The following is a 19920-nucleotide window of genomic DNA, read 5'->3' on the forward strand; positions in this document are numbered from 1 at the left end:
TTTTTGCTATAATATTTATAATAAATCTAGGAGGAAGAAGATGGGAAAATTTCAAGTAATTGATCATCCGCTTATTCAACACAAACTTACTATTATCCGTCAAACTAAGACCGGAACTAAAGAATTTCGTGAAATAGTCAATGAAATATCAATGCTTATGGGATATGAAATCAGTCGCGATTTACCCCTTGAGGATATCGAAATTGAAACACCCATTACAAAAACGGTCCAAAAAACTCTCGCTGGTAAAAAATTAGCAATTGTTCCTATCTTACGAGCAGGTATTGGAATGGTTGATGGAATTTTAAGTCTTATTCCAGCTGCCAAGGTAGGACATATCGGTATGTACCGTGATGAGGAAACCCTACAACCAGTAGAATATTTGGTGAAACTACCTGAAGACATTGATCAAAGACAGATTTTTGTTGTTGATCCAATGCTTGCCACAGGTGGATCAGCTATTTTAGCTATCGATAGTCTTAAAAAGCGCGGTGCTACAAATATTAAATTTGTCTGCCTGGTTGCAGCTCCTGAGGGGGTTAAAGCTTTAGAAGAAGCTCACCCAGATATCGATATCTATACAGCAAGTCTTGATGAACGCTTGAATGAACATGGATACATTGTTCCAGGCCTTGGAGATGCTGGAGACAGATTATTTGGAACCAAATAAAAAAGCGATTAATCGCTTTTTTATTTTTGCTCATTAACAAGTTGATCCTGGCTATTATAGTAATCCTTATAGTTTCTATAACCCGCAATAAAGGATCCAATACTTGTTGTTGAAAGAAGCATGAAAGTAACCATAATTTGATATTTAATAGCGTGAACTGGGTCGACTCCCGCAAAGATTAATCCAGACATCATTCCAGGAAGGCTGACTAGACCGACCGTTTTAGCTGAATCAATAGTTGGTTGCATGGCGGTTTTAATACTGCTTCTTAAAATATCAATTGAAGCTTGCTTAGGACTTGCTCCAAGAGAAAGCTTTTCTAAAACTTGTTGTTCCTCTTGTCCAAACTGAGTTCCCATACTGCGGTAGCAAAGACCGATAGCGACCATGGAGTTGCTAGCAATCATTCCTGTAATTGGAATAACCTGCGATGGAACAAATTTTAGGGCACCAGATAAAAGAAGAATGCCTAGGGTAATTGAAGTACTAACAAAAAGTGCCAAGAAAGAATTAAAGAATTTTCCCCTAGGATTAGGATTTCGTTTGTGGGCACTTAAAGAAGCATTCAAGATAATAAAGAGAACCATAAGTAGAGTCAAGAGAGCATTGTCAATATGGAATACATATTTTAAGACATAACCAATAATGGTAAGTTGAATAACAGCGCGTGTGACACTATAGATTATGTCTCTTGCAAGACCCAAATGCTCTTTTTGAGAGATAAGAACGGCAACTAGAACAAGTCCCAAACTAAGAACAAGGGATAAATTATTTACATCAATTGAGTTCATTTAACCACCTCCCCGTTAACAACTTTTATTAGATGCTTGGCTTGATCGATTTCCTTTTGATCATGGGTAACCCTAACTACAGTTACTCCCTTTTTATTAGTTGAATCGATTAAATCAAGAACAATTCCCTTTGTCTTTTCATCAAGTCCCGCAGTTACCTCATCAAGTAGTAGAACCTTGGGCGTAAATAAAAGGTTACGAATCAAGGCTATTCTTTGTCTTTCTCCCCCAGATAAATCGTTAATGAATTTTGTTTTGTAGGAATCATCTAAATCAACTTCCTTTAAAAAATCAGATATTTTTTTAGAATCAACTTCTTTGTTCCTGATTTTAAAAGGAAATTCAAGGTTGTCACTTACTGTTTTACCAAATAAAAGAGGTTGTTGAAAGCAGTAGGATACATTCTGTCTATAGGTCATCGGATTAAGACTTGCTACATTTTTTCCATCATACATAATTTCCCCACTTACTGGAGAAATTAAATTAGCTGCCAGTTTTAAAATTGTTGATTTCCCGCTCCCTGAAGGACCAGTAATTGTAAGAAAGTCTCCTTCTTCAATTGATAAGTTACACTTTTTTAAAATATTCAAGTCATCAATTGAATAATCGACATCTTTAAAGTCAATAATATTCATAATTTACTCCTAAAAATTTTCTTTATAAACATACACAACAAAGTATAGCAAGATAAAAGATACAATTCCAAGAATAGGAACTATTTTTTCAAAAAACTAGTTGACAGCGCTTTTGATGTTTGATAGAATAATAACACTGTCAAGGGCAGGTCGATTTATTGTGATTTAAGACTTTGAAAAAAGTTAAAAAAACATGTTGACAGAGTGTCCTGTAGATGGTAAACTAACAAAGTTGCTTGAGGGCAACACTTAGTTGAATAACTCAGTTAAATAACTAAGAAAAAAGTTAAAAAAAGTAGTTGACAAAGACGTTGAGTCATAGTAAACTATAAAAGTTGTCTGAGGGCAACAGCTTAAAACTTGAGTCAAAAAAACTTTAAAAAAGTAGTTGACAAGTAAAACAAGTTTTGATAAACTAATGAAGTTGTCTCGCAAGAGATGACGATAGACCTTTGAAAACTGAACAAAGCAAAACGAACCAAATGTGCAGGGTGAATGTTTAAACATTCAACTGTCAATTTTGACAATAAATAAAGCAACAAAAGCGAGCTAGTGACTCTTAAGAGTCTGCTCATAATTTATATGAGAGTTTGATCCTGGCTCAGGACGAACGCTGGCGGCGTGCCTAATACATGCAAGTTGAGCGCTGAAATCTGGTACTTGTACTAGATGGATGAGCAGCGAACGGGTGAGTAACGCGTGGGTAACCTGCCTTATAGAGGGGGATAACTACTGGAAACGGTAGCTAATACCGCATAACACTTAGTATCACATGATACAGAGTTGAAAGTGCCAATTGGTACACTATAGATGGACCCGCGTTGTATTAGCTAGTTGGTGAGGTAAAGGCTCACCAAGGCGATGATACATAGCCGACCTGAGAGGGTGATCGGCCACACTGGGACTGAGACACGGCCCAGACTCCTACGGGAGGCAGCAGTAGGGAATCTTCGGCAATGGACGAAAGTCTGACCGAGCAACGCCGCGTGAGTGAAGAAGGTTTTCGGATCGTAAAACTCTGTTGTAAGAGAAGAACACCAGTGATAGTGGAAAGATCACTGGCTGACGGTATCTTACCAGAAAGCCACGGCTAACTACGTGCCAGCAGCCGCGGTAATACGTAGGTGGCAAGCGTTGTCCGGATTTATTGGGCGTAAAGCGAGCGCAGGCGGTTCATTAAGTCTGATGTAAAAGGCAGTGGCTCAACCATTGTAAGCATTGGAAACTGGTGAACTTGAGTGCAGTAGAGGAGAGTGGAATTCCATGTGTAGCGGTGAAATGCGTAGATATATGGAGGAACACCGGAGGCGAAAGCGGCTCTCTGGACTGTAACTGACGCTGAGGCTCGAAAGCGTGGGGAGCAAACAGGATTAGATACCCTGGTAGTCCACGCCGTAAACGATGAGTGCTAGATGTTCGGGGGTATCCACCCCTGAGTGTCGCAGCTAACGCATTAAGCACTCCGCCTGGGGAGTACGACCGCAAGGTTGAAACTCAAAGGAATTGACGGGGGCCCGCACAAGCGGTGGAGCATGTGGTTTAATTCGAAGCAACGCGAAGAACCTTACCAGGTCTTGACATACGAGTGCTATCCCTAGAGATAGGGAGTTCCTTCGGGACACTCGATACAGGTGGTGCATGGTTGTCGTCAGCTCGTGTCGTGAGATGTTGGGTTAAGTCCCGCAACGAGCGCAACCCCTATTGTTAGTTGCCATCATTAAGTTGGGCACTCTAGCGAGACTGCCGGTAATAAACCGGAGGAAGGTGGGGATGACGTCAAATCAGCATGCCCCTTATGACCTGGGCACACACGTGCTACAATGGGAAGTACAACGAGTCGCAAGCCGGTGACGGCAAGCTAATCTCTTAAAGCTTCTCTCAGTTCGGATTGTAGGCTGCAACTCGCCTACATGAAGTCGGAATCGCTAGTAATCGCGGATCAGCACGCCGCGGTGAATACGTTCCCGGGCCTTGTACACACCGCCCGTCACACCACGAGAGTTTGTAACACCCGAAGTCGGTGAGGTAACCGTAAGGAGCCAACCGCCTAAGGTGGGATAGATGATTGGGGTGAAGTCGTAACAAGGTAGCCGTATCGGAAGGTGCGGCTGGATCACCTCCTTTCTAAGGAAAATACGAGGATACCTGCACATTTAGTTTTGCATTGTTTAGTTTTGAGAGGTTTATACCTAAAACAAGATATATATCTTCTCAAAGAAGATTGGGGCCTTAGCTCAGCTGGGAGAGCGCCTGCTTTGCACGCAGGAGGTCAGCGGTTCGATCCCGCTAGGCTCCATAGGTAGTTGAATGACTACCAATCGATCATTGAAAATTGAATAATTTCTAATATAACAAAGAAATAAACCGAAAATGCTGTGATTTAAAGAGTTTAAAAACGAAGAAATCAAAACTTATAACTGAATTTAATAATTCAAAATTAAAGGTTAAGTTAATAAGGGCGCACGGTGGATGCCTTGGCACTAGGAGCCGAAGAAGGACGTGACTAACTACGATATTTCACGGGGAGCTGTAAGTAAGCGATGATCCGTGAGTTTCCGAATGGGGGAACCCAACATCTAATGGATGTTATCCATACATGAATACATAGTGTATGAGAAGGAAGACGCAGTGAACTGAAACATCTAAGTAGCTGCAGGAAGAGAAAGCAAATGCGATTTCCTGAGTAGCGGCGAGCGAAACGGAAGAAGACCAAACCAAGGGACTTGTCCCTTGGGGTTGTAGGACTGCAACGTGGACTTACATTTTATAGAAGAATTACCTGGAAAGGTAAGCCAGAGAGAGTAATAGCCTCGTAATCGAAATAGAATGTATACCTAGCAGTATCCTGAGTACGGCAAGACACGAGGAATCTTGTCGGAATCCGGGAGGACCATCTCCCAAGTCTAAATACTCCCTAGTGACCGATAGTGAACCAGTACCGTGAGGGAAAGGTGAAAAGAACCCCGGAAGGGGAGTGAAATAGCACCTGAAACCGTGTGCCTACAACAAGTTCGAGCCCGTTAATGGGTGAGAGCGTGCCTTTTTGTAGAATGAACCGGCGAGTTACGTTATGTTGCGAGGTTAAGATGAAGAGTCGGAGCCGTAGCGAAAGCGAGTCTTAATAGGGCGCTTTAGTAACATGATGTAGACCCGAAACCATGTGACCTATCCATGAGCAGGTTGAAGGTGAGGTAAAACTCACTGGAGGACCGAACCAGAGTACGTTGAAAAGTGCTTGGATGACTTGTGGATAGCGGAGAAATTCCAAACGAACTTGGAGATAGCTGGTTCTCTCCGAAATAGCTTTAGGGCTAGCGTCGTAATTTAAATGTCTTGGAGGTAGAGCACTGTTTGGGTGAGGGGTCCATCCCGGATTACCAATCTCAGATAAACTCCGAATGCCAATGACATATGTACGGCAGTCAGACTGCGAGTGCTAAGATCCGTAGTCGAAAGGGAAACAGCCCAGACCACCAGCTAAGGTCCCAAAATATATGTTAAGTGGAAAAGGATGTGGGGTTGCACAGACAACTAGGATGTTAGCTCAGAAGCAGCTACCATTCAAAGAGTGCGTAATAGCTCACTAGTCGAGTGACCCTGCGCCGAAAATGTACCGGGGCTAAACATATTACCGAAGCTGTGGAATTACTTTTTAAGTAATTGGTAGGAGAGCGTTCTATACAGCGCCGAAGGTATACCGTGAGGAGTGCTGGAGCGTATAGAAGTGAGAATGCCGGTATGAGTAGCGAAAGACAGGTGAGAATCCTGTCCACCGTAAGACTAAGGTTTCCAGGGGAAGGCTCGTCCGCCCTGGGTTAGTCGGGACCTAAGGAGAGGCCGAAAGGCGTATCCGATGGACAACAGGTTGATATTCCTGTACTAGATATTATAGTGATGGAGGGACGCAGTAGGCTAACATGTGCCAGTTAATGGATTCTGGTCTAAGCAGTGAGGTGTAGTATGAGTCAAATGCTTGTACTTCTAACATTGAGCTGTGATGGGGAAGCGACTAAGGTCGCGAAGTATGTGATGTCACACTGCCGAGAAAAGCTTCTAGCGTTTAAATAATATCTACCCGTACCGCAAACCGACACAGGTAGTCGAGGCGAGTAGCCTCAGGTGAGCGAGAGAACTCTCGTTAAGGAACTCGGCAAAATGGCCCCGTAACTTAGGGAGAAGGGGCGCTGACTTTAAGTCAGCCGCAGTGAATAGGCCCAAGCGACTGTTTATCAAAAACACAGCTCTCTGCTAAATCGTAAGATGATGTATAGGGGGTGACGCCTGCCCGGTGCTGGAAGGTTAAGGAGTGCTTAGCGTAAGCGAAGGTATGAATTGAAGCCCCAGTAAACGGCGGCCGTAACTATAACGGTCCTAAGGTAGCGAAATTCCTTGTCGGGTAAGTTCCGACCCGCACGAAAGGCGTAACGATTTGGGCACTGTCTCAACGAGAGACTCGGTGAAATTTTAGTACCTGTGAAGATGCAGGTTACCCGCGACAGGACGGAAAGACCCCATGGAGCTTTACTGCAGTTTGATATTGAGTATCTGTACCACATGTACAGGATAGGTAGGAGCCTATGATTCATGCACGCCAGTGTATGATGAGGCGTTGTTGGGATACTACCCTTGTGTTATGGCTACTCTAACCCGCACCATTAATCATGGTGGGAGACAGTGTCTGACGGGCAGTTTGACTGGGGCGGTCGCCTCCTAAAAGGTAACGGAGGCGCCCAAAGGTTCCCTCAGAATGGTTGGAAATCATTCATAGAGTGTAAAGGTATAAGGGAGCTTGACTGCGAGATCTACAAATCGAGCAGGGACGAAAGTCGGGCTTAGTGATCCGGTGGTTCCGCATGGAAGGGCCATCGCTCAACGGATAAAAGCTACCCTGGGGATAACAGGCTTATCTCCCCCAAGAGTTCACATCGACGGGGAGGTTTGGCACCTCGATGTCGGCTCGTCGCATCCTGGGGCTGTAGTCGGTCCCAAGGGTTGGGCTGTTCGCCCATTAAAGCGGCACGCGAGCTGGGTTCAGAACGTCGTGAGACAGTTCGGTCCCTATCCGTCGCGGGCGTAGGAAATTTGAGAGGATCTGTCCTTAGTACGAGAGGACCGGGATGGACTTACCGCTGGTGTACCAGTTGTTCTGCCAAGAGCATCGCTGGGTAGCTATGTAGGGAAGGGATAAGCGCTGAAAGCATCTAAGTGCGAAGCCCACCTCAAGATGAGATTTCCCACCAATTATTGGTTAAGAGCCCTGAAAGATGATCAGGTAGATAGGCTAGAAGTGGAAGTGTGGTGACACATGTAGCGGACTAGTACTAATCGCTCGAGGACTTATCCTAAAATAAGAGTCAAGCAACATTTGAAGTTGTTTCGAGTTATAGAAGAAATTATTCAATTTTGAGTGATCGAAAGATTACAAACAAGTTTGGTGCTTATTGCACGAGAGATACACCTGTTCCCATGTCGAACACAGAAGTTAAGTCTCGTTACGCCGGAAGTAGTTGGGGGTTGCCCCCTGTGAGATAAGGTAGGCGCCAAGCGAATTGGGAGTTTAGCTCAGTTCGGAGTATATTCCGAATCGGCGGATAAAGAAAACATAAGTTTTCCACTGCTGGCTGAGTTGAACGACCACCCTTGGGAGTTTAGCTCAGCTGGGAGAGCATCTGCCTTACAAGCAGAGGGTCAGCGGTTCGATCCCGTTAACTCCCATAAACAATTTGTAGGTCCCGTAGTGTAGCGGTTATCACGTCGCCCTGTCACGGCGAAGATCGCGGGTTCGATTCCCGTCGGGACCGTTAAGATTTATTATATCGGAAGGGTAGCGAAGTGGCTAAACGCGGCGGACTGTAAATCCGCTCCTTCGGGTTCGGGGGTTCGAATCCCTCCCCTTCCATATTACGGACATAGTTTAACGGTAGAACAAAGGTCTCCAAAACCTTTAGTGTGGGTTCGATTCCTACTGTCCGTGTTAAAAAGTGGCGGATGTGGTGAAGTGGTTAACACATCAGATTGTGGCTCTGACATTCGGGGGTTCGATTCCCCTCATTCGCCTATTTTATTGGGGTATAGCCAAGCGGTAAGGCAAGGGACTTTGACTCCCTCATGCGTTGGTTCGAATCCAGCTACCCCAGTTGTAATTTAAAGTAATAAGCCGGCGTGGCGGAATTGGCAGACGCGCTGGACTCAAAATCCAGTGATCTCACGATCGTGCCGGTTCGACCCCGGCCGCCGGTATAAAGTAAAAGCAAGATGATATCTTGCTTTTTTTGTTTTAGAAAATGTAAGACATGTAGATAATTGCTTATTAATTTTTTCTATGCTACAGTTATAAAAATACTTTAGGCTAGGAGAAGAACTTATGAATGAGATTGAAATTAGAAGATTAGAAGGCAAGGATGAAAGGGAATTTAGAATTTTTCTAGATGCTCTTCTTACTGAAAAGAATGAGGGCTTTAAATACTCTTCCCAAGCTATTAGACCAGTGTCTGATTTTAATCTTTACTTAAAAAAGTTATACCAAAATGAGAAATGTCCTTCTAATCCTGATTATTCTCCTGTGATAGCATACTATTATTTTAAAAATGGAAGTATTTGTGCAAAAATTACTTGTAGATGGGATTTGACTAAGGGAAATTTATCGACTGAAGGAGGTCATATTGGGTATGTTACAGCTCCTGCTTTCAGAGGTCAAGGGATTATGTCAGAACTTCTGAAGTTTGCCCTGGATAAATTTAAAGAAAGGCAGATTGAAGATGTCTTTATAACAGCCTTGGAAGATAATCTTGCAAGTAGGGCTACGATTGAAAAAGTTGGTGGTCGACTAGATTCATATTATGAAAAATCTGATGGGGAAATTTTAGCTAGGTATTGGATAAGGACAGTAGGAGAAGATTAGGTATTGGATAAGGACAGTAGGAGAAGATAAAGATGGATGGGAATAAAAAGGTTACTGATTTATGGAATGAATTTTTGGGCCGTAAAAATTTGGATGTGATTGACATCAGGTATGATGCCTGGCAATTTGGGGTAGAACCTGATAAGTTAGGGCAGCTTGTGCTTGAAGGTAAAAAAACGGCAACGGCTAGTGCTTATGATGGCTATGATTTTTATGGGGAGAGAATCCCTCAGGTGGATGACTACAGTATCATTTTGGACTCTAAAAATCATCCCCTTTGTATTATTAGAACAAATAGGGTTAAAATTTTAAAATTCTCTGAAATTGATAAAAACCATGCTCTTAAGGAGGGTGAAGGAGATCTTAGTTTGGGCTATTGGCAAAGGGAGCATCAAAAATTTTTTACTAAAGAATTAAAGGACTACGGCAAATCTTTTAGTGAAGAAATGAAGGTCGTAGCCGAAGAGTTTGAAGTTGTTTATGTTCCTGATAATCATATATGAAATATGAAAAAAGATAGATTAGAGAATCTATCTTTTTTGGCAGTATAATTTTGCAAATATAGGTAAGAGGTGAGTTTTTTCAAGGAATCTAAAAATCATTACAATAAGACGATTCTTGTAATTTTCTCCTGATAATTTATTTGAAAGGGGATTTAGCTTACTTTCAAGTCCCTTTTCTTGTATCCAATTTTTAATGGTATGATACTGGTTCATAAATTCATTTGCTGATGCTTGTCTTCCTGAAAAAAGAAGATACCAAATGTAATAACGTTTAATATAGTATTTAAAATACTCATTTTCCTGACTGTTTTTTGAAATTTCAAGGAGTTTGTTTAAAAAATATATAATATTTATTTTTGGGCTAAAACCTTTTTGGGAGGTATTCGATACACTTTCCCCATTATAAAACCAATTATAACCAGTATAATTAATTGAGCTTATTTTCTTGGTAAAATTAAATGCTTTTAAGTTGAAATAAACATCTTCTCCAATTGGATAATCAAGAAATTGAATGTCATTTTTAAGTAAAAAAGACTTACGGTATATTTTTGCCCAAGGTGCAAGGATTATATATTTTCCCCATTTACTATCCCTTGGATAGTCAGAAAAAAGAATTTTTTCTTTGTTTGTTCGTTTATATCCACCGATTACAATATCTGACTTATTTTTTTCAATCTCTTGGAGATAAATTTCTAGATAATCAGAATCGATAAAATCATCATTATCAATGAAAACAATATATTCCCCTTGAGCTATAGATATTCCTAAATTTCTGGTAGGAGCTACCCCTTGATTTTCCTTATTTATTACCTGTATTCTATCATCACTTTGTCTAAAATCTTCTAAAATAGTGAGGCTATTATCGGTAGATCCATCATTAATAAGTAAAACTTCATAGTCGGTATAGGTATTCTGGAGAATAGAATCAATACATTGTTTAATATATTTTTCTGAATTATAGACTGGTATTATTATTGAAATTTTTGGTTTATTTTTCTGCAATTTGTTCACCCTTTAATTTTTGAATAATCTCATTGTAACATACTGGAGTAAAGGCTTCCATTAAAAGAAAAAAGAACTCGAAATTTGGGTTCTTTATTGTGGGAAAGGATTTATTAGCTGTATTTAGTTGTGTTTTGATTTTACAAATTTAAGTACTGAAAAGACTACCATACCTAGTGAACCAAGTAGAAGGACATAGGCTGGGAAACCTAGAACTGGGTAACTAGCATTAAATAATAATTTTAGGATCCCGTCCTGATAACCAAAACGACTTAGGGTAGTACTTATAAGAACCAAGCATGATAAATAGTATAAGTTCTAAGATAGCTAAGACTGTAGCTGTAACTTGAAGGGATTTATTAGATAAAAAGTTAAAAATTATCGTTAAATTTGAACGATTATTAAAGCAAAACTAGTTCATAATTAACTCCTTTTCCTATTTGCACACTGTCTCATTTTAATTTTTTTAAAACAAAATTGTTTTCCCTAATCATCATTATTTTTTACTAATTTAACCTCTTAAAACTGTCTTTTTGCTGTTTTATGATATACTATTTTGTAATATTGATAAAAAGGATGAATTAATGAAAGTTACTAGGAAAATGATTGCTCCTGATCTTCGTAAAAGGGGTGAGGTATTAAAGGTTTTACTTCCCTGGCATAGTAGACTGGGATTTTATTTCAGCCAATTTTTGCTTGACCGTATACTTAAGAGAATAAGACCAGCTGATGATATTTCCTTTGAAGAGGTCTTTATTGACCGGGATGATGGTAGTAAACTCAGACTCTGTATCTATAAACCTAAGGGCTACCAGTCAATGAAGGGGTTACCTGGGCTTTTATGGTTCCACGGAGGGGGTTACGCTATGGGACGACCTGAGATTGAGACCAGAACCATTGAAAATTTTATTAGGACAAGTCCTACAGTTATTATTGCGCCTGATTATCAATTATCCTCTGAAAAACCTTATCCAGCGCCTCTTAATGATGCCTATTTGAGCCTTTTATGGATGAAAAAGCACCACAAAGATCTTGGAATAAGGGAGGACCAACTTTTTGTAGGTGGGGAGAGTGCTGGAGGTGGTTTGACTTGTGCTCTGTCAGCGTATGCAAGAGACAGAGGTGAGGTTAATATAGCCTTTCAAATTCCACTTTATCCCATGCTTGATGATAGATGTAAGACTGTATCAGTAGTTAATAATAATGCCCCTGTTTGGGATCAGAAGGCAAATATCTTGGCTTGGAAGATGTATTTGGGGCCCATGTATGGTAGTCAAGATATTCCCCCTTATGCAGCTCCAGCTAGACTTCAAAATTTCAAGGATCTTCCTCCGACATATTCATTTGTGGGGACAATTGAACCCTTTTATGACGAGACTAGCTTCTATATTGAAAATATAAAAGCTAGCGGCGGGGAGGCTACCCTTGATGTTTATGAAGGGTGTTACCATGCCTTTGATATGTTTGCGCCGGATTCAACCGAGTCAAAAGAAGCAGTAAAAAATCTTCTTGCCGCTTATAAAAAAGCAGTCGAAACAAAATTTGCCAGTCAAAAAAATAATTTTTAATCAAAATAAAAAAGGAGTGAATACTCCCTTTTACTCTGGTTTATAAACCCATAGGTGGGCAAGTTCATTTTGGATTTGTTCATTACTATAGGTTGTCAGAGAATGCCTTTTTTTAGCATCATCATTTGGATCAAGGAGATGAATTCCTTGGTCATTTGCTGAACTTAGGACTAAAATGTGACCAACTGAGGTAAAAATTCCCGGTTTAACTGAGGCAACGACTGGAATTCCTTGGTTTAGGTAGGGAAGAGCATCTTCGATGTTATCACCAAGATCAGTATAAGTGTAGCCGTAGTGTTGAGCGAAGGCTGGGAAAATATTCCAAGAAGTCCCGTCATCAGTGAAGTAGTCATTTTTGGCCCAGTCTAAAACATTTTGAACTGATAGATCTCCCTTTTGATAATTAGCATTAATCATTGAAAGGGAGGCTATAGCGCAGGCATTTTTATCAAAGGTAGAGTAAATTCCCCAACCATAAGGAAGGCTTGCCCATCTTTCATCTGTTTGTAGAATGAGGTTATCATTTAATCCTTGTTTTTTGAGTTCTTCACGAGTTTCATTTCCATATGCCTTGATGGGATTAGTCACAGCATCTTCAAGTAGCTGGTTTCGCTCCTCAAGGGCCTTTAATTTTTCCTGAGCTGCGTTGAGTTCACTTTTTAGGTGATGAAGGTCTGTTGTATCCTTGGTTTGAATTACGGAAAAAGCAAGGATAAGTCCTAAAAAGACCGATATTAAAATGAGGGGGAGCCCAATATTTTTTTTAAATTTCATAAAAACTTCCTTATTAGTGAATGTTTGTGGTCTATAAGTTAAAATTAACTGGAAACCAAGTCATTTGATATTATAGCATGATTTACTATCTAATCAATAAGTTTTGGCTTCCTTAGTTAACAAGCCTTGTTTTTTTATTTTTCAATAAATGTTATAATTTAGCTATTAATATATTTTGTGTAAGGAGTGGATAATGGATTTAAAAACTGTAAGTGAATTGTCGGATTTATTCGGAGTAACCCGGCAAGCCATGAATAACCGGGTAAAAAAATTGCCTGGGGAGTTTGTGGAAAAAAATGAAAAAGGTACGACTGTTGTAAATATAAACGGTATTAAGGAACTTGAAAATATCTATGGTAAGAAGGTTACTCTTAAACCAGAAGAGGAAACGGACAAAGGAACAAGTGACCAAGGTATAGCAAGTCTTCTTACAAGCCTCATGGAGGATAAGAATGCTGAGATTAGACGCTTAAATGAACAGTTAAGGGTTAAGGATACTCAGCTTGCTACTAAGGATAATCAGATTGCCATTAAGGACCAACAGATTTTTGAAAAAGACAAACAGCTTGATCAGCAGCAGCAATTAACTGCTAAGGCTATGGCTGATAGTGAGCAGTTGAGACTTGATACTGAGCAACTAAAACTGGATTCTGAGCAATTAAAAGAAGATGCTGAAAAGTTGAAATCTGACATTGATACTGGGAAGAAAAAGGGCTTTTTTGCTAAATTATTTGGCAAAAAAGAAAATGTTAAAGACGAGTAATTTATTCTTAATAATATTGTAATAAGGCCACTATTTATTTATATTTTATCTATGACTTATCAGTCTTTAGTTCTTGCAATTTATTGTAAAAATGTTATCATAGTTGATGTAAGTTGATTACTTACCAATGTGGTGGGAGCTAGGTCTCCCGTAAATAAATTTTTGATTTTCAATAAGGAGGAAATCTACATTATGGTAATTAAAGTCGGTATTAATGGTTTTGGACGTATCGGGCGTCTTGCATTCCGTCGTATTCAAGAAATCGAAGGTGTTGAAGTTGCTCGTATCAACGATCTAACTAACCCAGAAATGCTTGCTCACCTTTTAAAATATGATTCAACTCAAGGTCGTTTCGACGGTTCTGTTGAAGTTGCTGAAGGTGGATTTAACGTTAACGGTAAATTCGTTAAAGTTTCTGCTGAAGCTGACCCAACAAAAATCGATTGGAAAAACGATGACGTTCAAATCGTTCTTGAAGCAACTGGATTCTTCGCTTCTAAAGAAAAAGCTGAACTTCACCTTCACGAAAATGGAGCTCAAAAAGTTGTAATCACTGCACCTGGTGGAGCTGATGTTAAAACTATCGTTTTCAACACTAACCATGATGTACTTGATGGAACTGAAACAGTAATCTCTGCTGGTTCATGTACTACTAACTGTCTTGCACCAATGGCTGACGCTCTTAACAAAGAATTCGGTCTTAAAGCTGGTACAATGACTACAGTTCACGGTTACACTGGTGACCAAATGCTTCTTGACGGTCCTCACCGTGGTGGAGACTTCCGTCGTGCGCGTGCTGCTGCAATCAACATCGTTCCTAACTCAACTGGTGCTGCTAAAGCTATCGGTCTTGTAATCCCTGAGTTAAACGGTAAACTTTCAGGTCACGCACAACGTGTTCCAATCCCAACTGGATCACTTACTGAACTTGTAAGCATCCTTGGTAAAGAAGTTACTGTTGAAGAAGTAAACGAAGTTATGGCTAAAGCTGCTAACGAGTCTTACGGATACAACACTGACGATATCGTTTCATCTGACATCGTTGGTATGTCATTTGGATCACTTTTCGATGCTACTCAAACAGAAATCATCACTGGTGATGACAATGCACAACTAGTTAAAACTGTTGCTTGGTATGACAACGAAATGTCATACACTTCACAACTAGTTCGTACTCTTGAGTACTTCGCAAAAATCGCTAAATAAGACATCTTATTAACGATAAAAATAAGGGAGGCTTAATAGCTTCCCTTTTTTAAATTTAATTTAAAGGAGAAAAAATGGAAACACCTAAATGCCCATCATGCTCATGCGAATATACTTATGAATTATCTGATACAACTTACGGATGTCCTGATTGTGGACTTGAGTTTACAGCTGATGATTTAGCTGCTACAGAAACTGAAGATAAGTTTGTTGTTTTAGATAGCGAAGGTAATGAACTTAACACAGGAGACACTGTAGTAATCATTAAAGACCTTCCAGTTAAGGGTATGCCAAAACCAATCAAAAAGGGTACAAAAGTTAAAAACATCCGTATCAATGAGTTTGGTAAAAATGGTCACAACATCGATTCTAAGATTGATGGATTTGGATCAATCGGACTTAAAGGTTCAGTTGTAAAATTATCTAAGTAAAAAACACATTTACTACTTAACAAAAGATGAGTATGTGCTATAATAATCAATGTATATAAGTAGCTAAATCATTTGATTTTAAAAGGAGAAAAAATGGCTAAATTAACTGTTAAAGATGTAGATCTTAAAGGTAAGAAAGTTCTTGTCCGTGTTGACTTTAACGTTCCCCTAAAAGACGGAGTTATCACTAACGATAACCGTATCACTGCAGCACTACCAACAATCAAATACATCGTTGATCACGGTGGACGTGCTATCCTCTTCTCTCACCTTGGACGTGTTAAAACTGAAGAAGATAAAGCAGGAAAATCTCTTGCTCCAGTAGCAAAAGCTTTATCTGAAAAACTTGGTCAAGAAGTTGTTTTCGTTCCTGAAACTCGTGGAGCTGAACTTGAAAAAGCTGTTAACGATCTTAAAGACGGACAAGTTCTTCTTGTTGAAAACACTCGTTTTGAAGACATCGACGGTAAAAAAGAATCTGGAAACGATCCAGAACTTGCTAAATACTGGGCTAACCTTGGAGACGGAATCTTCGTTAACGATGCATTCGGTACTGCTCACCGTGCCCACGCTTCAAACGTTGGTATCTCTAAAAACGTTGATAAAGCAGTAGCAGGATTCTTACTTGAAAACGAAATCGAGTACATCCAAAACGCTGTTGACAACCCAGTTCGTCCATTCGTTGCAATCCTTGGTGGATCTAAAGTATCTGACAAGATTGGTGTTATCGAAAACCTTCTTAAAAAAGCTGATAAAGTCCTTATCGGTGGAGGTATGACTTACACATTCTTCAAAGCTCAAGGAATTGAAATCGGAAACTCTCTAGTTGAAGAAGACAAACTTGACCTTGCTCGCGAACTTCTAGAAAAATCTAACGGAAAACTAATCCTTCCAGACGATTCTAAAGAAGCTAACGGATTTGCTGACTACACTGAAATCAAAGATACTGAAGGTAAAGCAATCGATGCTGGATTCATGGGTCTTGATATCGGTCCTAAAGCTATCTCTCAATTCGGTAAAGAAATCGAAGGCGCTAAAACTGTAGTATGGAACGGACCTATGGGTGTATTTGAAAACCCTGACTTCCAAGCTGGTACTATCGGAGTTATGGACGCTATCGTTTCACAACCAGATTGTAAATCAATCATTGGTGGTGGAGATTCAGCAGCAGCTGCAATCAACCTAGGATACGCTGACAGATTCTCATGGATCTCTACTGGTGGTGGAGCTTCTATGGAACTTCTTGAAGGTAAAGTTCTTCCAGGACTTGACGCCCTTACAGATAAATAATTAATAAAAAGAATCTTGATTTAATCAAGATTCTTTTTTTAAGTTTAACCTAAGTTTATCTTTAGCTTTGCTTAAGCTTATGGATTTATACTAAAGCCACTCCTAAAACAACAGCTTTAAAAACTGTATAAAAACTTTTTTCATAAATAAACTCCCGAAAATCGCTAGAAGCCCTCTAGCGATTTTTCCTGTTTTCATTTATCTTTTATTAGAAGCTAGTTGTTTGGTTTTTGAAGGGATTTAAAGATATATTATTTTAAGTTTAATCTAAGTTTATCTTTAGCTTTGCTTAAGCTTATGGATTTATACTAAAGTCACTCCTAAAACAACAGCTTTAAAACTGTATAAAAACTTTTTTCATAAATAAACTCCCGAAAGTCGCTAGCATCCCACTAGCGATTTTTCCTGTTTTATTAGAAGCTAGTTGTTTGGTTTTTGAAGGGATTTAAAGGTATATTATTTTAAGTTTAATCTAAGTTTATCTTTAGCTTTGCTTAAGCTTAGGGACTTATACTAAAGTCACTCCTAAAACAACAGCTTTAAAACTGTATAAAAACTTTTTTCATAAATAAACTCCCGAAAGTCGCTAGCATCCCACTAGCGATTTTTCCTGTTTTATTAGAAGCTAGTTGTTTATTTTTTGAAAGAATTTAAAGGTATATTATTTTAAGTTTAATTAATCTAGCGATTTTTCCTGTTTTATTAGAAGCTAGTTGTTTATTTTTTGAAAGAATTTAAAGGTATATTATTTTAATTTAATCTAAGTTTATCTTTAGCTTTGCTTAAGCTTACGGACTTATACTAAAGTCACTCCTAAAACAACAGCTTTATAACTGTATAAAAACTTTTTTCATAAATAAACTCCCGAGAATCGCTAGCATCCCACTAGCGATTTTTTCTGCTTTTAAATTACTTTTCTTTCAAAGGCATCTGATGAAATTCCTTTTGATAGGATATCGCGGGCCCATTCTTTGGCTGACCACAGTGAATGATCACGGTAGTTACCACAAGATTCAATAGTGGTCCCAGGGACGTCTTCCCAAGTAATACCATCTGCAATTTCTTCAAGAGATGATTTAATAACTCGTGCGATTTCTTCACTAGTTGGCTCGCCCCACATAATCATATGAAAACCAGTTCGACAGCCAAAGGGACTGCAGTCAATCATTCCATCAATTCTATCGCGGATAAGACTTGCAAGGAGGTGTTCAATTGTGTGGAGTCCTCCTGTTGGAATTTCTTGAACATTAGGTTGAACCAAGCGAACATCAAAATTTGTAATAACATCACCACGAGGACCTTCTTCGCTTGCAATAAGTCGGACGTAAGGTGCTAGCACTTTAGTGTGGTCAAGTTGGAAGCTTTCTACTTCAGCCATAGTTTTCTCCTTTAAAGTTAATTATAATATAAATCTATTATACCAGTTTTAATTACTTAATATGTTTATAATTTTTATTTATATAAAAAACAAGTTATGTAGGACTACCAGAGTTAATGAAAATTTTAATAAACTTTTTTAACAAACCTTGTGTTCATAATAAAAATTGGGTACAATTGTTATTAGTTACGTTCAAATTTATTAGGTGTAGTATAGCATATTATATTACTTATAATTTAATTTTAAATATTGGTAGGGTGGGAAATGACTTTTAGTGAAGATAAGAAAATTAAGCAATTACAACTGCTAGAACTTGAAGCTTTGAAGGAAATTAAGGCAATAATGGATAGTAAAGGTTATCCTTTTTTTTTACGGGGTGGATCAGTTATGGGAGCGGTCAAGTATCAGGGATTTGTGCCCTGGGATGATGATGTCGATATAGCAATTCCAAGGCCATACTATAAGGAAGCAATTGAGCTTATGCAAGAAGGTCTATCTGACAAGTTTTGGGTAGCCGCATATTCAGATGACTTTAATTCTTTTTGTTATTTCCCGCGTGTCTTCTTAAAAGAGGAAGTTAGGGTGGAGCTTGGAATTCCAAAGAATAATCATTTGGGACTTTGTTTAATTGACTGCCTTCCACTTGATTCAGGACCACAAAATAAATTGGCCTTAAAATTCTATCAATTTAGAGTTTTATACTTAAGGGCCATTGCTTCAACCTTTACCTTAGAAAATAAGGATACTGTGAAGACGAAAAGTCCAATGGTTTATAAGGTTGTTAAGGCCTTAAAAGCTCTTAGATTAAATTCACGTGAAACACAGAATCAAATCTATGATAAATTAGATGATCTTTATACATCAATAGACTATGCGGACTCACCGGTTAAGGGGACTGTTACAGGTTCACTTTCCTTTAAGGAATTGTTTGACTCAGAAGTATGGGGCAAAGGTAAAATGCTTCAATTTGAAGATACTGAGATGCTTGTTCCAGATGATTTTGATTTTTATTTGAAGAAGCTTTACGGACAAAATTATGCTACAGAAGAGCCAGATTATAAAAAGTCTCACCAAGAAGATAGAACCCATTAAGAAATATAAAAAGTAGACGTGTAAAAGAAAAAGGCAGGTAGAGAAAAAGTAATGATTTCCTTTGTAACATTAAATTTTAATTCAGAAGATGAAATTGATTTAGCAGTAGCTAGCATAAGAGAAAAGGTAGCAAATGATTACAAGATTGTAATTGTTGATAATGATAGTCCTGATAAATCAGGTCAAAGGCTCAAAGACAAGTATGCTAGTGATGATAAAATTGAGGTCATCTTAAACCAAGAGAATGCAGGTTTTGCAAGGGGAATGAATGTTGGTTTCAGAAGGGCACTGGCAGAAAATCCTGATTTTATAGCAATCATGAATCCAGATTCTCACCTGGAATCTAATAATTTTGATCAAGCCATTGAAGAAATCTATGCCAGAGAAAACTTTGCAGCCTACGGGCCTGATATTAATGTTGGTGGAACAAATCAACACCAAAATCCTAAGAAAGGGGACTGGGTTTCAAAAGAGGCTGTTAAGAAGCGTATTAAAACAGCCCAGTCTAAGATTGACCATCCTTATTACGCCCTGGTGAGAAACCGACTTGCTAATTTTGTAAGAAACAACAAGTCTTATAATGATGGGGATTTTTGGAAGGAAGCACAAGAGGGAATTCAACTTCACGGAGCCTTTGTTGTCTTTTCTAAGCAATTTTTTGAATGGCGTGACTATGCCTTTGATGAAAATACCTTCTTCTACATGGAAATGCAGATTTTATTTTATGAGATGGAAAAAGCTGGCTTAAAATCATATTATTCACCAGAGTTAAAGGTTATTCATGATAAAAGTAGCTCTACTAAAAAATCACACAGTGATTTCTTTAAGAGAAATAAATTCCAAAATGAGAATCTAGTAAAATCATGTACCTACTACCTAAGTCTTTTAGAAAAAGATGAAATCTAAGCTGTAAAGG

General features: G+C 38.9%; 15 protein-coding genes, 8 tRNA genes and 3 rRNA genes. 21 read left to right on the top strand and 5 right to left on the bottom strand.

All coding sequences use genetic code 11. The features are described from left to right. Window positions 1-40 precede the first annotated feature (40 nt). Window positions 41-670: a uracil phosphoribosyltransferase gene (gene upp / locus OZX60_00880; GenBank protein ID WEV45344.1), complete on the top strand. Its 630-nt coding sequence runs from the start codon at window positions 41-43 to the stop codon at window positions 668-670. A gap of 20 nt (window positions 671-690) precedes the next feature. On the opposite strand, the gene fetB is transcribed toward upp, so the two are convergent. Both fetB and OZX60_00890 read right to left on the bottom strand, forming a co-directional pair. Beyond that, window positions 691-1461, bottom strand: coding sequence for an iron export ABC transporter permease subunit FetB (gene fetB, locus OZX60_00885; protein ID WEV45345.1), 771 nt, complete (start codon window positions 1459-1461; stop codon window positions 691-693). Then, the gene (locus tag OZX60_00890; protein ID WEV45346.1) at window positions 1458-2096 is read right to left on the bottom strand and encodes an ATP-binding cassette domain-containing protein; all 639 of its coding nucleotides are present in this window, start codon (window positions 2094-2096) and stop codon (window positions 1458-1460) included. Before OZX60_00890 ends, fetB begins: the two co-directional genes overlap by 4 nt. 578 nt (window positions 2097-2674) lie before the next feature. Between OZX60_00890 and OZX60_00895 the strand changes: the two genes are divergently transcribed. The 13 genes from OZX60_00895 to OZX60_00955 all read left to right on the top strand — a co-directional run bounded on the left by OZX60_00895 (window position 2675) and on the right by OZX60_00955 (window position 9500). Beyond that, window positions 2675-4220 (top strand): 16S ribosomal RNA (locus OZX60_00895). Window positions 4221-4319: 99 nt separating this feature from the next. Next, window positions 4320-4392: transfer RNA gene (locus tag OZX60_00900), tRNA-Ala, on the top strand. Window positions 4393-4538: 146 nt separating this feature from the next. Further along, window positions 4539-7441, top strand: a 23S ribosomal RNA gene (locus tag OZX60_00905). 85 nt (window positions 7442-7526) lie between these two features. Next, a 5S ribosomal RNA gene (rrf, locus tag OZX60_00910) occupies window positions 7527-7642 on the top strand. Together the 16S, 23S and 5S rRNA genes with 8 tRNA genes alongside form the textbook arrangement of a ribosomal RNA operon. Window positions 7643-7738: 96 nt before the next feature. Continuing rightward, window positions 7739-7811: transfer RNA gene (locus tag OZX60_00915), tRNA-Val, on the top strand. A 13-nt stretch (window positions 7812-7824) separates the two neighbouring features. Then, a tRNA-Asp gene (locus tag OZX60_00920) sits at window positions 7825-7897 on the top strand. A 17-nt stretch (window positions 7898-7914) separates the two neighbouring features. Next, window positions 7915-7995, top strand: a tRNA-Tyr gene (locus OZX60_00925). A gap of 4 nt (window positions 7996-7999) precedes the next feature. Beyond that, a tRNA-Trp gene (locus tag OZX60_00930) sits at window positions 8000-8070 on the top strand. Window positions 8071-8080: 10 nt separating this feature from the next. Then, window positions 8081-8153, top strand: a tRNA-His gene (locus OZX60_00935). Window positions 8154-8161: 8 nt separating this feature from the next. Beyond that, a tRNA-Gln gene (locus OZX60_00940) sits at window positions 8162-8233 on the top strand. A 19-nt stretch (window positions 8234-8252) separates the two neighbouring features. Further along, window positions 8253-8336: transfer RNA gene (locus OZX60_00945), tRNA-Leu, on the top strand. A gap of 124 nt (window positions 8337-8460) precedes the next feature. Then, window positions 8461-8997, top strand: a complete 537-nt coding sequence (locus OZX60_00950; GenBank protein ID WEV45347.1) for a GNAT family N-acetyltransferase — start codon at window positions 8461-8463, stop codon at window positions 8995-8997. 32 nt (window positions 8998-9029) lie between these two features. Beyond that, window positions 9030-9500 (top strand): ASCH domain-containing protein, encoded by a 471-nt coding sequence (locus tag OZX60_00955; protein WEV45348.1) that lies wholly within the window; start codon window positions 9030-9032, stop codon window positions 9498-9500. A 27-nt stretch (window positions 9501-9527) separates the two neighbouring features. Here the strand turns inward: OZX60_00955 and OZX60_00960 are convergent, their stop codons facing one another. After that, window positions 9528-10502, bottom strand: coding sequence for a glycosyltransferase family 2 protein (locus tag OZX60_00960; protein WEV45349.1), 975 nt, complete (start codon window positions 10500-10502; stop codon window positions 9528-9530). Window positions 10503-11086: 584 nt separating this feature from the next. Here OZX60_00960 and OZX60_00965 point away from each other — a divergent pair. After that, window positions 11087-12070 carry an alpha/beta hydrolase gene (locus OZX60_00965; GenBank protein ID WEV45350.1) on the top strand — a complete coding sequence of 328 codons (984 nt, stop codon included), beginning with the start codon at window positions 11087-11089 and terminating at the stop codon, window positions 12068-12070. 30 nt (window positions 12071-12100) lie between these two features. Here the strand turns inward: OZX60_00965 and OZX60_00970 are convergent, their stop codons facing one another. Beyond that, window positions 12101-12844 carry a C39 family peptidase gene (locus tag OZX60_00970; GenBank protein ID WEV45351.1) on the bottom strand — a complete coding sequence of 248 codons (744 nt, stop codon included), beginning with the start codon at window positions 12842-12844 and terminating at the stop codon, window positions 12101-12103. 193 nt (window positions 12845-13037) lie between these two features. Here OZX60_00970 and OZX60_00975 point away from each other — a divergent pair, with 193 nt between their 5' ends. The 4 genes from OZX60_00975 (at window position 13038) to OZX60_00990 (ending at window position 16534) form a co-directional block, all read left to right on the top strand. After that, window positions 13038-13607, top strand: coding sequence for a DUF536 domain-containing protein (locus tag OZX60_00975; GenBank protein WEV45352.1), 570 nt, complete (start codon window positions 13038-13040; stop codon window positions 13605-13607). Window positions 13608-13799: 192 nt separating this feature from the next. After that, complete coding sequence (gap, locus tag OZX60_00980; protein ID WEV45353.1) at window positions 13800-14813, top strand: type I glyceraldehyde-3-phosphate dehydrogenase; 1014 nt, start codon at window positions 13800-13802, stop codon at window positions 14811-14813. Between the two features lie 74 nt (window positions 14814-14887). Beyond that, entirely contained in the window at window positions 14888-15244 is a 357-nt protein-coding gene (locus OZX60_00985; GenBank protein WEV45354.1) for a zinc ribbon domain-containing protein YjdM, read from the top strand. Between the two features lie 93 nt (window positions 15245-15337). After that, window positions 15338-16534, top strand: coding sequence for a phosphoglycerate kinase (locus OZX60_00990; protein WEV45355.1), 1197 nt, complete (start codon window positions 15338-15340; stop codon window positions 16532-16534). A gap of 904 nt (window positions 16535-17438) precedes the next feature. Here the strand turns inward: OZX60_00990 and OZX60_00995 are convergent. Next, window positions 17439-17912, bottom strand: a complete 474-nt coding sequence (locus OZX60_00995) for an S-ribosylhomocysteine lyase (GenBank protein ID WEV45356.1) — start codon at window positions 17910-17912, stop codon at window positions 17439-17441. A gap of 264 nt (window positions 17913-18176) precedes the next feature. On the opposite strand from OZX60_00995, the gene OZX60_01000 reads away from it, so the two are divergent. Together OZX60_01000 and OZX60_01005 are read left to right on the top strand one after the other, a co-directional pair. Beyond that, complete coding sequence (locus OZX60_01000; GenBank protein ID WEV45357.1) at window positions 18177-19004, top strand: LicD family protein; 828 nt, start codon at window positions 18177-18179, stop codon at window positions 19002-19004. Window positions 19005-19055: 51 nt separating this feature from the next. After that, window positions 19056-19910: a glycosyltransferase gene (locus tag OZX60_01005; protein WEV45358.1), complete on the top strand. Its 855-nt coding sequence runs from the start codon at window positions 19056-19058 to the stop codon at window positions 19908-19910. Window positions 19911-19920: the final 10 nt, after the last annotated feature.

The organism is Streptococcaceae bacterium ESL0687 (assembly GCA_029392475.1).
Classification (GTDB): Bacteria; Bacillota; Bacilli; order Lactobacillales; family Streptococcaceae; genus Floricoccus.

Bases quoted from the DNA above. Each gene is read 5' to 3' on its own strand.
- upp (WEV45344.1), top strand. From the start codon at position 41: ATGGGAAAATTTCAAGTAATTGATCATCCGCTTATTCAACACAAACTT.
- fetB (WEV45345.1), bottom strand. From the start codon at position 1,461: ATGAACTCAATTGATGTAAATAATTTATCCCTTGTTCTTAGTTTGGGA.
- OZX60_00890 (WEV45346.1), bottom strand. From the start codon at position 2,096: ATGAATATTATTGACTTTAAAGATGTCGATTATTCAATTGATGACTTG.
- OZX60_00950 (WEV45347.1), top strand. From the start codon at position 8,461: ATGAATGAGATTGAAATTAGAAGATTAGAAGGCAAGGATGAAAGGGAA.
- OZX60_00955 (WEV45348.1), top strand. From the start codon at position 9,030: ATGGATGGGAATAAAAAGGTTACTGATTTATGGAATGAATTTTTGGGC.
- OZX60_00965 (WEV45350.1), top strand. From the start codon at position 11,087: ATGAAAGTTACTAGGAAAATGATTGCTCCTGATCTTCGTAAAAGGGGT.
- OZX60_00970 (WEV45351.1), bottom strand. From the start codon at position 12,844: ATGAAATTTAAAAAAAATATTGGGCTCCCCCTCATTTTAATATCGGTC.
- OZX60_00975 (WEV45352.1), top strand. From the start codon at position 13,038: ATGGATTTAAAAACTGTAAGTGAATTGTCGGATTTATTCGGAGTAACC.
- gap (WEV45353.1), top strand. From the start codon at position 13,800: ATGGTAATTAAAGTCGGTATTAATGGTTTTGGACGTATCGGGCGTCTT.
- OZX60_00985 (WEV45354.1), top strand. From the start codon at position 14,888: ATGGAAACACCTAAATGCCCATCATGCTCATGCGAATATACTTATGAA.
- OZX60_00990 (WEV45355.1), top strand. From the start codon at position 15,338: ATGGCTAAATTAACTGTTAAAGATGTAGATCTTAAAGGTAAGAAAGTT.
- OZX60_00995 (WEV45356.1), bottom strand. From the start codon at position 17,912: ATGGCTGAAGTAGAAAGCTTCCAACTTGACCACACTAAAGTGCTAGCA.
- OZX60_01000 (WEV45357.1), top strand. From the start codon at position 18,177: ATGACTTTTAGTGAAGATAAGAAAATTAAGCAATTACAACTGCTAGAA.
- OZX60_01005 (WEV45358.1), top strand. From the start codon at position 19,056: ATGATTTCCTTTGTAACATTAAATTTTAATTCAGAAGATGAAATTGAT.